This is a genomic window from Acinetobacter portensis, from assembly GCF_009372215.1.
GTDB lineage: Bacteria > Pseudomonadota > Gammaproteobacteria > Pseudomonadales > Moraxellaceae > Acinetobacter > Acinetobacter portensis.
Map to the genome: position 1 here is coordinate 1 of NZ_LWRV01000040.1, position 15441 is coordinate 15441.

The following is a 15441-nucleotide window of genomic DNA, read 5'->3' on the forward strand; positions in this document are numbered from 1 at the left end:
AACGTGTGGCTTATTACGTTCAAACTTAGCCTTAGCCATTTTCATCTTCCTCGTTTACGTCGAACACAATTCTGAGCAAAACCCAGCATCGACATATCGTCTAAAAAAACAAACACCAAATACTCGAAAAGCAGACTAATAAGCCTGCTTTTTAAAAAATTCTGTGCAACTACGTTGCTAAACTGTATCTGGAGCTCTTATCGAGATTTGAACTCGAGACCTCTCCCTTACCAAGGGAGTGCTCTACCACTGAGCTATAAGAGCAAACAAATGCTTCAATGGAGCGGGAGACGAGGGTCGAACTCGCGACATGCAGCTTGGAAGGCTGCCGCTCTACCAACTGAGCTACTCCCGCACGATGTTGGTACAATCCACTTATTGAAGTCTTAAATTGGTGGTGAGGGAAGGATTCGAACCTTCGAAACTTTCGTAGCGGAGTTACAGTCCGCCCCCTTTGACCGCTCGGGAACCTCACCATTTACACTTACTTTCAGTGTTGCTCTTTCAACAAAACTTAAAACTTCTAAGATGGTGCCGGCACACGGATTCGAACTGTGGACCTACTGATTACAAGTCAGTTGCTCTACCAACTGAGCTATGCCGGCGTTTCTTAGTGTTTCGTACGTTTCGTATCGGAACGGTGTGCAGTTTAGCAAAACTTAGAATCCGTGCAAGTGTTTTTTTCAAAAAAAACGTCAAAAACTCATAAAATCAATCCATTTGATGATAATTCGACCGCTTTGATCACTGCGCGAGCTTTTATTTGCGTTTCTTGCCATTCAGATTCAGGATTTGAGTCTGCAACAAGCCCCGCTCCTGCCTGAACATAGACCTTATTTTCACGAATTACACAGGTGCGAATAGCAATAGACATGTCCATTTCGCCATGCCAGCCTAAATAACCAACAGCTCCGCCAAAAATTCCACGTTTTACAGGCTCAACTTCGTCAATAATTTCCATTGCACGAATTTTTGGTGCACCAGAAAGTGTTCCTGCAGGGAACGTTGCTTTAAATACATCTAAAGCATCAACATCATCTCGAACTTCACCTTGAACATTTGACACAATGTGCATCACATGTGAATAGCGTTCAATGACCATTCTATCTGTAACCTGCACTTTGCCAATTTTTGAAATACGCCCTACATCATTTCGACCAAGGTCAATTAACATGAGATGTTCTGCAATTTCTTTTTCATCTGAAAGTAAATCTTGCTCAAGTGCTAAATCTTCTTCTTTGGTTTTGCCACGTGGTCGTGTCCCTGCCAATGGACGAACAGTTGCAATACCATTTTCTAAACGAGACAAAATTTCTGGTGATGACCCGACAATATGGAATGGCTTCTTATTCTCTAAGGTTTGCCCTTGTACCAAGAATAAGTACGGTGATGGGTTAAGATGGCGGAGCGCACGATACACTTGTAACGGCTCACCATCAAAATCTGAAACCATACGATGCCCCGGCACAACCTGCATCACATCCCCTGCCCGAATGTACTCTTTTACAGTTTCAACTGATTCTAAAAATTTTCCTTTGCCTGTAAGTGACTCAAAATGCGGTGCTGTATGTTTTTCCGCTTTTAGACGAATAGGCGTTGCAAGAAGTTCTTCTAATACATCTAGCTGAGCCTGTGCTTTCGTATAAGCATCCGCATCATTCACATCGGCATGAACAATTAAGAACAAGGTATCTTTTAAATTATCAAAGACAATCACTGTTTTAGACAACATCATCCAAATATCAGGTAACCCCACAGGATCTGCTTCTGGCACGTTATTTAAGCGAGGCTCAATGTAGCGTACGGCATCGTATCCAAAGTAGCCCACCAAACCACCTGTGAAATTTGGCAGTGCAGGTAAATCTTGCTGAGTTGGTACTTTATATTGAGATTGAAAATCACGAATAAATTGAAATGGGTCTGTGCATCCTTGTTTTAGCGTTGTGCCATCTGCTTGCTGGATAGTGAGTTCACCTGCATTACATGAAAATACAGTCGATTCACCCAAACCAATAATTGAATAACGCGCCCAGTTTTCGCCACCCTCTACAGATTCAAAAAGATAAGCTTGTTCATGAGATTTTAATCGTGCAAACACAGAAAGTGGTGTTTCTGTATCTGCTAAACGTTGGCGGTAAACAGGAATAAGGTTGTAGCCTGCTTCTTTTAAGTGATCGAATTGCGTTTGAGTTGTCATGGTTTCTCTCTATATATTCATATTGGACTTTGTTCAGTGTTTTCATTTTATTTAACTGAGCTTCGCCATCGAAAAACCACACACACGCTCATTTTCAATATTCCTTTATTTACTGTTCTATTAAGCAATCAATTCTCTAAGATTATCAACCACCTGTTGTGGCTGACAATCTAAAATATTTTCACCATGATTATAGCCATAGCTAAGCACAATACAATCGACTCCTGCACGTCGTGCCGCTTCAACATCATTACTTGAATCACCAATCATTAAAACTTGTTCTTTAGTAACGCCATAAGTATCTACACAATGAAGCAGTTGTTTTGGATGTGGCTTACGCTCTTCAAAACGATCTCCGCCGATCACATCATCAAAATAATGATCTAAAGCCAATTCTTCAATAATTTTTCGTGCAGGTAATTCAGGCTTATTGGTCACACAAACTAATTTTTTATGATGTGCCGCTCCCCAATCTAAAAACTCGACTACACCTTCAAATGGCAAAGTATTTACACATGGTTCTGCATTATAAATTTTTAAGAATGTTGCAAGTAATTGCTCATGCTGAGCAGGGTCAACCTGTCCTGTAAGATGTTTCAACACACTATCGCAAAAAATTGATGTGCCTTTTCCCACCCAAATACGAACGTGCTGTTCTGTTACCAGTGGAAGGTTGAGTTTTTCTAAGCTCAAATTCATTGCACGATATAAGTCTGAAGCAGAATCGACCAATGTACCATCTAGGTCAAATAAAATAACTTCTCGAGTATTGAGCTTTGCGACAGACATTTTTACTCCACAATAAAAAAGGCATGCGTATGCATGCCTTAATTGTATGCTAAAGCAACGTTATTTAAACATTACAAATGCAATAATTGCCAAAATAACAATTGCGATAACAGCCATCAAACCGATTGAAGCATTTTTCTGTGCTTCTTTTTCTTGTTCAACGCATACCGCAGGAATTTCAACTTCACATTCTTCACGTTTAGCAGGTACAGTTAAATCTACACCTTCTGGAATAGGTGCTGGTTTAGGAATACCAACGTTTGTCGGCATACCTTCCTTAGTCACCAGAACATTTTCATCACGTGCCTTCAGGTCAGGCATTCCTTGCTCATTCATTTGCTGTGCAGGCGTAAGCTCTTCTTGCTTCGCAGCTGTTTCCGATACAGCAATGGCTTCTGATGGCTGCTGAATAGGTTCTTTAACTTGCTCTTTATCTGCAACAGCCACACGCTGAAGTTCTACACCTGAAACAAATGTAGGCTTTTCAATTTTTTTGGCTGCTTGCAATACAGAGAATTTCAGACTTGCAAACTGAACAATATCATTTTCTTTTAAAAGTGTTTCAGCCTCAATACGCACATCATTCACAAATGTACCGTTTGAAGATTTTAAATCTTGAAGCCAAAGTGCGTTATTTTTTAATAAAAATGCAGCGTGTTTCCGCGAAATTTCTGAGGATTGTAAAAGAACATCTGAATCTTGATGACGACCTACCAACATATCACGGTCGATAAGGATCTCTTGTCCTGTGAATTCACCTGTAATGGCCTGCAATACCCAAGTCATAAAAAGCTACTCAATAGTGATTTTGAATAATCATAGCACGTCAATTTATTAAAATAACTTCAGGCTTTATAAACTCTATACAATTTAAAACCACGCATCACAAAGTTTTTTCATCTATTTTTTAATTCATGAATTAAATCCAATAAAAAAGCCAAGTTTTTAAACTTGGCTTTTAAACTACATTTGATGCAACTTTTGATTAGATAAGAAAATCTTCTAATTTTGCACCTTTTTCAAGCTGTGCAACCAACCAACGAGGTTGCTTGCCACGACCTGTCCAAGTTTCCGCGGTATTACCTTTGTTACGATATCTTGGCTCTACAGCTTTACGTGTGCCTTTTTTACGTTTTGATGCACCAAATTCAACAATTTGATCTACAGATAAACCAACTTTTTCAGCAATAGCTAAAATTTGATTATAGGCATCTTCAATCGCTTGATCTTTTTTAGATGCAATTAGAGCTTCAGCTTGAACCTGTAAGCGTTTCAACTCTTCAACAGACATATTACTAATATCTGGCATTATGAACTCCAATTTATTAAATATTGATTTTATTAATTAACCTACATATCTTATTTATATAAATATAAATTATCAATAATAATAAGCACTTTAAACACAATAAAAAACATTTACACTTAATAACAAGGTTTTAATATTTAAATTAAATGATGAATCTCTTTTTCCAGTGCTTTAATTTTATCTTTAATATGATGAGGTATTTGAGTTTTTTTCATATCCGTTTTATTTACACAAACAATAACGGCTTCCCCAACAGCAACAATATCTTTAAGCTGTTCGCTCCAAATAGAATAATGCATTCTAAATGCGCTATTTCTTAACTCATCAACACGTGCACCTATTTTCAAACAGTCTGGATATAATACGGGTTGAAAATACTGACATTGATTTGATGCAACAACAGTATAAATATCTTCGTTTAAAATATTAAGTCTACCCAAATAACATAATCGGGCGCTTTCAATATATCGATAATAAATCACGTTATTAACATGACCAAAAGCGTCCATATCTCCCCAAGCAACCTTCTGTTCATATATCACTGGATAATCTTGAAGAGCGTTCATACTGTACCTTTATATTTTAATTGCCACGTGATTTGCATTATTTTCAAAAATTAAATTAAGTTGATGTATTAAGTGATCTTTATCTTTTAATGTCGATTTAATTCGTAAATAGTTCATTAGAATATGATCTGGATATAACTCTAATAATTGCTCTGCTTCTACAAAGCGACCTTGCTCTTGAAAAACATGCCATTTCACAAAACTTAATATAGGTAATGCTGGATATTTAGCTTCCCAATATTCAATTTTTTGCTCAATATTTGAATAATCTGGATTTTGTTTTAATACTTGTTGCTGGAACCATAAATAGAATACTTCTTGATCAAACTGAGTTCCCAACAAGTATTCTGCAAGCGCTTCATGCTGTTCGCTTAATTCAGGTAAATGTGAAAGCACTTTTAACCACAGTACATTTACGTCATAAGTCTTATCTTCAAGTTGATCAGCCAAAGCCAAATAGCGCTGTTGCAAATCTTGAAGATTATCTGCATTTGCTTGATCAAACTGCTTCAATAGCTGTTTAAGCCATTCAATTTTTTTATCAATGTTTAGATGACCATATTTAGTCGCACGTAAGTAATCCCAAGGAAATGCAATTGCAAAAGCACCCCATAAATCCTGCAAAGTTCGCTCATATGAATTTTTAACATCATTAAGCCATGGCGATAGCTCATGTTGATTTAAAAATTCAAGATGCGTAAGCGCTTTCTCAGCCTCATTCTGTGCCAAATAAACACGTATACGCTGAATCTCAGCAAGCTCAAATGCCATTGCGTTTGCTTGATCTAAGGACATTAATGCCTGTGAAAAATTTCCTTGTACATAATCAAGCTGAGATTCAATAACACCTTGCAACAGACCTGAATTGGAAAATACATTTTGAATAAAATCTTTTTGATCAATTTCTGCATCTAAAAGAGAAATAACGGCTAACTGCTCATAGGGATGCAAGTTTTTAAAATTGAAAATAACTTCACTTTTACGCTGTTCACGCGTGAAATAACGCTTACTTAGTACCCAGATTAGTTGAATAGCCAAACTGGTTAGAATGGTTAAAAAGAAAACAACCCAAATATTGGTTTGTATTTGTAAATCGCGCCAATAAATATAAACATAACCCGCCCCATAGCCATAACTTAAAACACTCAAAATGGATGCAAAAATTAAAATAATAAGTGTATAAGCAAGAATCACTGTTTTCATAACTTAGCCCAATAATGCTCGAGTGCTTAATACAGGAACTGGAATTGCTGTCATTCCATCGATATTTTTAATTTGTCGAACAAGTTGTTTTGCAACCTGATCTGGCAATTGATTAACAAGCTGAATAATATCTGCAAGCTCTTTATGATATTGTAAAAACTGCCCTTGAGATAATGCTTCACGTGCAATAAGAAGTCTTAATTGAGCTTCTTTTAAAACCACTGAACGTTGCATTAACTGTTGATTTGGTTTTTTTGTCGATTCAACCAAAAACCATTTTTGCCAAAAATATGCATTTTCAGAAGATGATACTGCCAAATTTGGATTGATAATTTCTTGTTTTAGTTCACTATTTAACTGCAATATAAGTTGATTAATCTTTTGTTGTTGAGCATCGCTATTTACAACATATTGCTTAATGGTCTGAATATCTTTATCAATCACTTGATGTAAACTATTTTTTAATGAGGGTGCTAAAACATAATCATCAATCTGATGATCTAGTTCTATTAATTTTTCTACTGCATAATGATATTGATGCTGTTTTAGCGCAAATTCAACCAAACTCAATTGTTGTTTGATCATATCATTTGGCTGAATATCCGATTGAGTATCTGTTATTTTTTTTATGTCAGTAACTGTTTGAGCTTCACTCGGATCACGCTTTATTGCCACCAACTGATCATTTAAATCAGAACCTGATTTTTCCAATTTATTGATGACTTGCTTTAATTCGGTTTGTTGTGCCGATATTTTATATACGTCATAACTTAGTTTAGCGACAACAGCTAAAATAATTATTAGCACAAAAATATAAAGCTTTTTCATGTTTACCCTTGAGCAACAGCAATCTGTTGCGTAATTGAATCTATTTTTAAATCGGCTAATTTTGTAATTTTAAAACTCAGTTTATTCTGCTTCTGATGATTAAGTAATAATTGAAACAATCGCTCCCCCAATACCCAATAATCAGCTTTATTTAGAATACCACGATTATTTTGAATTAATTCAATCCAATTTAGCCAACTTGCTTCACTACTCACCACCATTTTATAACTTGGCGATTGTTGTAACTGCTGTTTTATTGTTTCAATAACCTGTTTTGACTGTTCAGGACAGTGTCGATCATACAAAATAAAATTTAGAACTTTATGACCTTGTGAAATTAAGGTGTCCATCATAAATTGACGTCCACCCTCACCACGCCAAAATGCAACATTTGTTCGAGTATCTAAAGATTTTAAAGCAGATAAACTTAACATTCCTTCAGATGTTTCAACATCGGGCACAAGGCTTTCAACACCATATTTAATCAAGCTTTCAGCCGTTTTTTGACCTACTGCAATCCATTTCACATGAGCCAAATCAGCTAATGAAATTTGCAATTGGTTTAGATATTTCATGCCAACGTCAACAGCCGTTGGACTGACTACTACTATCACTTTGGCACTTTGAAGCTGCCGATACAAGCCTGTCAAATCACTTGATAAAGGGCGTGCAATAAGTTCAAGTAGTGGTAACTCAATGACATCAATAGACTGTTGGTGCAAAGCCATCGTTAGTGGCTTTGCACGATCTTGAGGTCTGGTATTAATGAAAAGCATATTAATGCAATGCTTTTAAAAGCTCACCTGCACCTAAAGCAAGTAATTCTTGAGCCAACTGAACACCAAGCTTTTCAGCATCTTCAGGCTGACCATTCAAGTTCACTTGAAGTAACGTCTCACCATCTACACTGCCCACACGACCTTCAATATGAATTTGACCATTTTTTAATGTTGCATAGCCCGCGATTGGAACTTGGCAACCACCTTCCAAATACGCATTAAAAGCACGTTCTGCACGAACACATACATTCGATTCATCATGTAATAATGGCAAAATTAAATCTAAAACAGATTGATCATCTTCACGGCATTCTAAGCCTAATGCACCTTGTCCCACCGCAGGTAAACTGACAAGAGGATCAAGAGTATGACGAATACGATCTGCCAACTCCAAACGCTTCAAGCCTGCACTTGCAAGAATAATAGCATCGTAATTGCCCGCATCTAATTTAGATAAACGTGTACCCACATTGCCACGTAAATCAATAATTTCTAAGTCTGGACGGGCTTTTAGAATTTGACACTTACGACGTAAGCTTGATGTACCGACTTTTGCACCTTCTGGTAAATCATCAAAACTTGCATAGGTATTTGAGACAAAAGCATCTAAAGGATCTTCACGTTCGCAAATAACTGCAAGCGTTAAACCTTCAGGTAATGCCATTGGAACATCTTTCATTGAATGCACAGCAAGATCTGCACGACCATCTAATAATGCAGCTTCTAATTCTTTAACAAATAAGCCTTTTCCACCAATTTTTGCCAATGGTGTATCTAGAATTTTGTCACCTTGGGTCACAAAAGTGACAAGCTCAACTGTTAAACCTGCATGTAACGCCTCTAAACGCGCACGAATATGTTCTGCTTGCCATAAAGCAAGTGGGCTTTGTCGAGTTGCAATTTTAAGGGTTTTCATCATGCCAGCTTAAATAATAGAATAAGTATGATTGTAAACTTAACTTGAAATCTTAAAAATGCAAGTAAATTGAACTTCGTCTTGTGTTAATTTTTATACTTAATCATTTTACATCTTCTGTAAACGTTCTTTTAACAGAGGTAAATGACGGCGGCTGACAGATAATTTTTCTTCTAATCCACGACATTTCACCTGATATTGACCAGAGCTAACAAGCTCCAAACCACTCAGAAATTTGACTGAAACCAAAGCATTACGATGAATTCTAATAAAATTTTCACCAAATTCTTGTTCAAGCTCCTTTAATGTCTCATCAATAAGAACAGTTCCATTCTTATGACGAACAGTGACATATTTTTGATCTGCTAAAAAATAATAAATATTTTCCACAGGAATAAGTTCGACGCCTCGAAAGGTCTTTGCCACAATTTGTGTGCGCTGATTATTTAGTTCTTCCATATTTTCTTTTTGTTTTATATTACTCAGCTGAGCTTGAGTAAGTTTGGTTAAGTGATCTAATACGACTTGTAAATCTTGTTTTAGCACAGGTTTAAGTAAATATCCATCTACTTGAGATTTAAAAGCATTTAATGCATATTCATCATAAGCCGTACAAAAAACAATCGCAGGCATTAAACCCAAATCACGCAAGCGTTTTGCACAGCTTAACCCATCCATTTCAGGCATTTGAATATCAAGTAAAATAATATCTGGATGATGAATCTGAGCCAGTTCAATCGCTTCTTGACCATGTGACGCTGTTGCCACAACCCGATGACCCAGTTGTTCGACCAATCTTGATAATCTTTGTACTGCTAAAGATTCATCATCACAAATCAATATATCCATACATATATCTACCCAATTGATTTAAAAGGATTAAAAACCATAAAACGCATTATTTGTATTTATATTGAATAACGGTTGTATATGTTTGACTTCCAGCAAATGTTCTAAATTTCACAGAACGTCCATAGTATGCTTGCAAACGCTGTTTAATATTTTTTGTTGCTATCCCGTGGCTTTGATGTTGTTCTATATCATTAATTATAAAAGGATTCGTAACGACTATATTGACATAATTATCTAAAACTTCAACTAATATACTAATTGTACTTTTTGCTAAAATTTTCTCTACTCCATGGAAAATACTATTTTCAAGAAGTGGTTGCAAAGTAAGCAATGGAATTTGCACTTGGGTAAAAACTTGCTTATTTTCAAATTTCCAATCTACATTTAAGCGATTACCTAAACGAATTTGCTCTATTTCTAAATACTTTTGACATAATTCAATTTCATCTTCCAGTGTTACAAGCTTTAATTCTTGCAAACTTGCCCGAAATAAACGCGACAAATTTAACAACATCTGTTCTGCCTTATCAGGATCTATCGCAATTAAACTAATGACATTATTTAAGCTATTAAATAAAAAGTGAGGATGTATTCGTGCTTGCAATGCATCAACCCTTGAACGCAATTCACTATGTTGCTGTTGCACCCATTGTTCGCGTACGTATAAATATCTAAAGCAGAATGCACCAAGTAAAATACCGTAACCTAAATGTAAGCCAATATGATTCAATAAAATATTTAAGCTTAAATTCTCTAAACCTAAGTTTTCACCTACATATTTAAAAAAATTCAGACCGACTGTTGTTGATAAAATAATCAGTTGCAATAATAAAAAACCAAGAATAAAAGATTGTGCTAAATGCAATTTAGTTAGAATTTTTTTAAAATATTCAATGAGCGTCACAAAACATAGAAGTACCCAATCAATATAAAGCACATATTGAATAAAGCGCTCAAAGCTTAGCCCCGACCACCCTCGTGCTTCTGCCAAGACCAAAACCAGTGCCAATAAAACACTGCCAATAAATAATTCAATTAAATATTGCCAACGACCCATTTTCGTTAAAAAATAGATTGAATGATTTTCCCCCTGCATATGTGCAAAAGTTTGATCGACTTGTTTTTCGGTAAGTGTTTCCGAATTTGCTATACTACTTTGCATATTATCGCTTTTTATTCTATTGAGCCGACATGACCACATCTTCTAATTCCTCAAATCCGTCACAAGCCCAAACATCGGGTATGTGGGGCGGTCGTTTCTCTGAAGCTACTGATGCATTTGTTGCTGAATTTACAGCATCTGTTCAATTTGACCAACGCTTTTATAAACAAGATATTGCAGGTTCTATTGCACATGCAACTATGCTTGCAAAAGTTGGTGTTTTAACTGAAACAGAACGTGATGACATCATCAATGGTTTAACCACTATTAAATCTGAAATTGAAGCGGGCAACTTTGAGTGGCGCATCGATTTAGAAGATGTTCACATGAATATCGAGTCTCGTTTAACTCAACGTATCGGTATTACAGGTAAAAAACTGCATACAGGTCGTAGCCGTAATGACCAAGTTGCAACCGACATCCGTTTATATGTACGTGATGAAATTGATGCAATTTTACAATTACTTGAAAAATTACAAAAAGGCATTTTAAGTTTAGCGGCTAAAAACACCCAAACGATTATGCCAGGTTTCACACATCTTCAAACTGCACAGCCTGTGACGTTTGGTCATCATTTAATGGCTTGGTTTGAAATGCTTGTTCGTGACTCTGAGCGTTTAATTGACTGCCGTAAACGTGTGAATCGTTTACCTTTAGGTTCGGCTGCACTTGCAGGTACAACGTATCCAATCGAGCGTGAATATACTGCTGAACTTTTAGGTTTCGAAGCTGTATGTGAAAACTCATTAGATGCTGTTTCTGACCGTGACTTTGGTATTGAATTCAATGCTGCGGCATCGTTAATTATGATGCATTTATCACGCATGTCTGAAGAAATGATTCTGTGGACTTCGGCTCAGTTCAAATTTGTGAACATTCCTGACCGTTTCTGCACGGGCTCATCAATCATGCCACAAAAGAAAAACCCAGACGTTCCTGAGTTAATCCGTGGTAAAACGGGTCGTGTGTATGGAGACTTAATGAGTCTTTTAACACTCATGAAAGGTCAACCATTGGCGTACAACAAAGACAACCAAGAAGACAAAGAACCATTATTTGATGCAATTGATACTGTTCGTGGCTCATTGATGGCATTTGCGGACATGATTCCTGCATTGGTTCCAAATATCGAAATCATGCGTGAAGCTGCATTACGTGGTTTCTCTACAGCAACAGACCTTGCTGACTACCTCGTAAAAAATGGCGTTGCTTTCCGTGATGCACATGAAATTGTCGGTAAAGCCGTTGCTTTAGGTGTTGCTGAATCTAAAGATTTATCTGAATTAACATTAGAACAGCTTCAACAGTTCTCTGACTTGATTCAAGCTGATGTTTTCGAAAAAGCATTAACACTTGAAGCTTCTGTAAATGCACGTAATCACATTGGTGGTACTGCGCCTGCGCAAGTTGAAGCAGCTATTGCTCGTGCTTACACTCGCTTAGAAAAGCTTTACGCTTAAATTTTACGTTAAATTCGGAGTATTGATATGTCTCGACAAGTTTTTTGCCGTAAGTATCAACAAGAAATGGAAGCTTTAGATTTTGCACCGTTCCCAGGTGCAAAGGGTCAAGAATTATTTGACTCTGTATCTAAGCAAGCTTGGCAAGAATGGTTAAAACATCAAACAACGCTTATTAACGAAAAGCGTTTAAACGTATTTGAACCAGATGCGAAAAAGTTTCTTGAAGAACAACGTGAGAAATTCTTCAGTAATGATGCATCTTTAGAAAAAGCTGAAGGCCTAAAGCCTGAGGCGTGATTCAGCGGAGCACTGCTCCGCCACGCCGCAAGATGAGAAGCTATGCTTGAGTGAAAACTTAAAGTACTGCTTTAAGTTTTATGCAAGACAAGGACAATGTCCGCGTAGCTTTTAACTTGAGAAGCTCTCTGAATTGAGAGCTTCTCTTTTTTTTAAGCGCTACTCTAAAAATTACACAAGACAAGCGAAGCGCGTAGTTTCAAATGTCAAAAAGGAGTCTTCATAAGACTCCTTTTTTATGCATGACTTTATTTATCTATGACAAACAGAGCCTACAATTCTAACTATTCAAAATAAAGTCTATCGCCTTTTATCAGATTTTTTTAATATCTTGAGTTTTCAAATGATGGTTGTTTACAGCATTATTCGCCCAAATGCATCTACTCTAAGACTAATGACTTCATCCAATTTGTATCAAAATCATTGAATGTAATTTCCACATACATTCGTATATAAAACATTACATTAGAATACAATAAGCCACATGATTTATTCTAAATACCCACCTATACTTAATTTCATAGACGGTACCTATCTCCATTGATACCGTACTAATTTTAGTCTCAGACTTCCCCCAAAGTCTGAGATTTTTTTTATCCAAAATTCAGTGGAATTCATCCACAATAAAAAAGCCCCTAGTAAACTAGAGACCTTCCCAAATATATTTATTTCTAAAATGAATTATTTTTCCTGAACTTTTTGTTCAATTTCTTTTACGCTTGTATGGCGAACATCTAATCCTTTCACCATATAAATCACTTGTTCTGAAATATTACGCGCATGATCACCAACACGCTCTAAAGAACGTAGAACCCACATTACATTCATTACACGTGCAATATGACGCGGATCTTCCATCATATAGGTCATTAATGTACGCATCGCAGACTGATATTCACGGTCAATATCGGCATCTGCAAGTAATACACGTAATGCTTGATCGACATCTAAACGTGCAAATGCATCTAAAGCATCATGAATCATGATGCGTACTTGATTACCAATATGACGTGTTTCCATATAACCACGTGGCGAACCACCTTCTTCACAAAGGTTTTGTGCAATACGTGCAATTTTTGCTGCTTCATCGCCAATACGCTCTAGATCTGTATTGGCTTTTGACATTGCAATCACCATACGTAAATCAATTGCAGCAGGATGACGTCGCGCTAAAATCAATGTTAAAGCTTCATCAATTTCAGTTTCTAATCGATTAACCACATTATCTTGAAACTGAGTTTCTATTGCTAATGTTGCATCTGTATCAAGTAAAGAACGAATTGCACTTGCGACCTGCTGTTCAACTAAGCCGCCCATCGTCATAAATTTTGTATTTACATCTCTTAATTCTTCATTAAATTGAGAAGATATATGATAATTCAGCACTGGATTGGTCGGACTCAAGGAATATACTCCACGGCAACAGACTTATAAATTTATAATGGGGAACATTAAAGCATAAATATGATGAACCTTTTATGACAGTATTCGGTCACCGATCGACTGATAAAAACATCCTATAAATCGATTATTTTTCTACAAGCCAAGCATTCACTTCTTTTAATGCACTTTCATTCAATTGTCCCACTGAAGCTTTCAATCTCAAAACATTTACAATGTAATCATACTTTGCATTCACATAATCTTGCTTGGTTGAAAAAGCATTACGCTGAGCTAAAAGCACATCAACCATGGTTTTTAAGCCTTCGTTATATTGTGCTTTTGATGCTTTTGATACGGTTTCCGATGATTCCATTGCGGCTTTTCTAGCGTCTAGTTTTGCCTGATCTGTTTCTACTTGTAAATACGATTTTTTAACATCTGTATTGGCTTTTAACATTGCAGCATCTAATTGTGCTTGTGCTTTTTTTGCATTTACAGATGCTTTTTGCACGTTCTTTTTGACACGTCCGCCACTAAAAATATTCCAATTGACCTCTACACCAATTTGATCAAATTCACCATTTTGCGACATTAAACTTTCAGGTGTTTGTTTGGTATATCCATAGGTTCCAACCGCTTCAACTTGAGGATATTTTGCAGCTCGCTCAACGCGTACACCATCTTCAGCATATTGATATTGCAAGCGTGCTTGTTGAATACCTAAATTTTGCTGCTTCGCTAAATCTGTCCAATCTTGCAGTTTTTCAGGAATGGGTTTCTGAAATTTAAAATCATCTCTAAGCACAGCTAAGTTTTCACGATATGAACCGATGAGCTGCGATAATTGTTCTTGTGCCAATACCAATTGAACATGCGATGAAATTCGATTTGCTCGTGCATTTTGATATTGTGCATTGGCTTCACTGACATCACTTTTTGCAACAAGACCTTCTCTTAACTTTGCATTCATCATGTTATGTTGCTCAAGTAAGGCTTTTTCTTCTTGTAGATATGCGGCTGTTAAAGATTGCTGTCTCAGCACATTAAAATATGATTCAGACACATTTAAAATATGATCTTGTTGTTGTGATTTTAAAGTTGCTTCACTCAAATTCACCGATGTTTTGACTTGCTTTAAAGCTTCCCAAGCATCCCACCGAAACAAAGGCTGACGAGCAGTTAAAGATACTTGTCGCGTTGTAGATGATGATGACATCAAATTATCTGAATTCACCTCAGGTACACCAGGAATAGAAATACTATTCATATCCTGACTTTTTCTCGTGATATTTCCTGAAAATGTGACTGTAGGTAAAAGATTACCTTTCGCAATACCTAAATTAAGCTGATCTGCCTCATATTGCAGGATATTTGCTTGCCAATTGGGATCTGAGTTTTGTGCTCGCTCATAAGCATTCACTAAGTCTAATGCGTTTACCCAAGGGCTCATTACAGCAAGAGATAAAAAGCATAAAAAGTTTTTCTTCATTGTTTTACTTAAACCCTTACGATATTTAGCTAAGTTGCCGATAACACTTTGTATTCAATCAATAACATCACAAATTTAAAAGCTTAAATACCATTTTTATGTATATTTTTCACATCTTTTTAAATCTAAATTTGCTTTCACAAGATATTGCCATAATTACAACAGTATTTACGTTCACATTCACTCATTAACGAAATCAGCTCATAAA

General features: G+C 36.4%; 15 protein-coding genes and 4 tRNA genes. 2 read left to right on the top strand and 17 right to left on the bottom strand.

From position 1 onward, the window contains the following. Window positions 1–189: 189 nt before the first annotated feature. The 15 genes from A6M14_RS03835 to A6M14_RS03905 all read right to left on the bottom strand — a co-directional run bounded on the left by A6M14_RS03835 (window position 190) and on the right by A6M14_RS03905 (window position 10640). Window positions 190–264, bottom strand: a tRNA-Thr gene (locus tag A6M14_RS03835). Window positions 265–279: 15 nt separating this feature from the next. Next, a tRNA-Gly gene (locus A6M14_RS03840) sits at window positions 280–355 on the bottom strand. Between the two features lie 37 nt (window positions 356–392). After that, window positions 393–476 (bottom strand) — tRNA-Tyr (locus tag A6M14_RS03845). A gap of 53 nt (window positions 477–529) precedes the next feature. After that, window positions 530–605: transfer RNA gene (locus tag A6M14_RS03850), tRNA-Thr, on the bottom strand. A gap of 98 nt (window positions 606–703) precedes the next feature. Then, window positions 704–2197: an anthranilate synthase component I gene (gene trpE, locus A6M14_RS03855; protein ID WP_152873696.1), complete on the bottom strand. Its 1494-nt coding sequence runs from the start codon at window positions 2195–2197 to the stop codon at window positions 704–706. Window positions 2198–2317: 120 nt separating this feature from the next. After that, complete coding sequence (locus A6M14_RS03860; RefSeq protein WP_152873697.1) at window positions 2318–2986, bottom strand: phosphoglycolate phosphatase; 669 nt, start codon at window positions 2984–2986, stop codon at window positions 2318–2320. A gap of 60 nt (window positions 2987–3046) precedes the next feature. After that, a complete protein-coding gene (locus A6M14_RS03865) occupies window positions 3047–3772 on the bottom strand; it encodes an FHA domain-containing protein (RefSeq protein ID WP_152873698.1) in 726 nt (241 codons plus the stop codon). A 199-nt stretch (window positions 3773–3971) separates the two neighbouring features. Continuing rightward, window positions 3972–4298, bottom strand: coding sequence for an H-NS histone family protein (locus A6M14_RS03870; RefSeq protein WP_163124648.1), 327 nt, complete (start codon window positions 4296–4298; stop codon window positions 3972–3974). Window positions 4299–4432: 134 nt separating this feature from the next. Then, complete coding sequence (locus tag A6M14_RS03875; RefSeq protein WP_152873700.1) at window positions 4433–4861, bottom strand: acyl-CoA thioesterase; 429 nt, start codon at window positions 4859–4861, stop codon at window positions 4433–4435. Between the two features lie 9 nt (window positions 4862–4870). Further along, window positions 4871–6064, bottom strand: coding sequence for a heme biosynthesis protein HemY (locus tag A6M14_RS03880; RefSeq protein WP_152873701.1), 1194 nt, complete (start codon window positions 6062–6064; stop codon window positions 4871–4873). 3 nt (window positions 6065–6067) lie between these two features. Then, window positions 6068–6892, bottom strand: coding sequence for a hypothetical protein (locus A6M14_RS03885; protein WP_152873702.1), 825 nt, complete (start codon window positions 6890–6892; stop codon window positions 6068–6070). A gap of 2 nt (window positions 6893–6894) precedes the next feature. Further along, a complete protein-coding gene (locus tag A6M14_RS03890) occupies window positions 6895–7668 on the bottom strand; it encodes a uroporphyrinogen-III synthase (RefSeq protein ID WP_152873703.1) in 774 nt (257 codons plus the stop codon). Window position 7669: 1 nt separating this feature from the next. Beyond that, window positions 7670–8587, bottom strand: coding sequence for a hydroxymethylbilane synthase (hemC, locus tag A6M14_RS03895; RefSeq protein ID WP_152873704.1), 918 nt, complete (start codon window positions 8585–8587; stop codon window positions 7670–7672). A 108-nt stretch (window positions 8588–8695) separates the two neighbouring features. Beyond that, window positions 8696–9436 carry a LytR/AlgR family response regulator transcription factor gene (locus A6M14_RS03900; protein WP_152873705.1) on the bottom strand — a complete coding sequence of 247 codons (741 nt, stop codon included), beginning with the start codon at window positions 9434–9436 and terminating at the stop codon, window positions 8696–8698. 49 nt (window positions 9437–9485) lie between these two features. Beyond that, window positions 9486–10640, bottom strand: a complete 1155-nt coding sequence (locus A6M14_RS03905; protein WP_152873706.1) for a sensor histidine kinase — start codon at window positions 10638–10640, stop codon at window positions 9486–9488. On the opposite strand from A6M14_RS03905, the gene argH reads away from it, so the two are divergent. Next, window positions 10631–12061: an argininosuccinate lyase gene (gene argH / locus A6M14_RS03910; RefSeq protein WP_171500235.1), complete on the top strand. Its 1431-nt coding sequence runs from the start codon at window positions 10631–10633 to the stop codon at window positions 12059–12061. The two genes, A6M14_RS03905 and argH, sit on opposite strands and share 10 nt — an antisense overlap. Window positions 12062–12088: 27 nt before the next feature. Further along, window positions 12089–12361, top strand: a complete 273-nt coding sequence (locus tag A6M14_RS03915) for an oxidative damage protection protein (protein ID WP_152873707.1) — start codon at window positions 12089–12091, stop codon at window positions 12359–12361. 681 nt (window positions 12362–13042) lie between these two features. Here A6M14_RS03915 and phoU read toward each other — a convergent pair. Continuing rightward, window positions 13043–13765 carry a phosphate signaling complex protein PhoU gene (phoU, locus tag A6M14_RS03920; protein WP_152873708.1) on the bottom strand — a complete coding sequence of 241 codons (723 nt, stop codon included), beginning with the start codon at window positions 13763–13765 and terminating at the stop codon, window positions 13043–13045. Window positions 13766–13889: 124 nt separating this feature from the next. Then, window positions 13890–15233 carry a multidrug efflux outer membrane protein AbuO gene (gene abuO, locus A6M14_RS03925; protein ID WP_152873709.1) on the bottom strand — a complete coding sequence of 448 codons (1344 nt, stop codon included), beginning with the start codon at window positions 15231–15233 and terminating at the stop codon, window positions 13890–13892. Between the last annotated feature and the right edge of the window lie 208 nt (window positions 15234–15441).

Coding starts and splice junctions, on each gene's coding strand:
- A6M14_RS03875 (WP_152873700.1), bottom strand. CDS start 4,861: ATGAACGCTCTTCAAGATTATCCAGTGATATATGAACAGAAGGTTGCT.
- A6M14_RS03865 (WP_152873698.1), bottom strand. CDS start 3,772: ATGACTTGGGTATTGCAGGCCATTACAGGTGAATTCACAGGACAAGAG.
- A6M14_RS03890 (WP_152873703.1), bottom strand. CDS start 7,668: ATGCTTTTCATTAATACCAGACCTCAAGATCGTGCAAAGCCACTAACG.
- trpE (WP_152873696.1), bottom strand. CDS start 2,197: ATGACAACTCAAACGCAATTCGATCACTTAAAAGAAGCAGGCTACAAC.
- abuO (WP_152873709.1), bottom strand. CDS start 15,233: ATGAAGAAAAACTTTTTATGCTTTTTATCTCTTGCTGTAATGAGCCCT.
- A6M14_RS03915 (WP_152873707.1), top strand. CDS start 12,089: ATGTCTCGACAAGTTTTTTGCCGTAAGTATCAACAAGAAATGGAAGCT.
- A6M14_RS03905 (WP_152873706.1), bottom strand. CDS start 10,640: ATGTGGTCATGTCGGCTCAATAGAATAAAAAGCGATAATATGCAAAGT.
- A6M14_RS03900 (WP_152873705.1), bottom strand. CDS start 9,436: ATGGATATATTGATTTGTGATGATGAATCTTTAGCAGTACAAAGATTA.
- A6M14_RS03885 (WP_152873702.1), bottom strand. CDS start 6,892: ATGAAAAAGCTTTATATTTTTGTGCTAATAATTATTTTAGCTGTTGTC.
- hemC (WP_152873704.1), bottom strand. CDS start 8,587: ATGAAAACCCTTAAAATTGCAACTCGACAAAGCCCACTTGCTTTATGG.
- argH (WP_171500235.1), top strand. CDS start 10,631: ATGACCACATCTTCTAATTCCTCAAATCCGTCACAAGCCCAAACATCG.
- A6M14_RS03860 (WP_152873697.1), bottom strand. CDS start 2,986: ATGTCTGTCGCAAAGCTCAATACTCGAGAAGTTATTTTATTTGACCTA.
- A6M14_RS03880 (WP_152873701.1), bottom strand. CDS start 6,064: ATGAAAACAGTGATTCTTGCTTATACACTTATTATTTTAATTTTTGCA.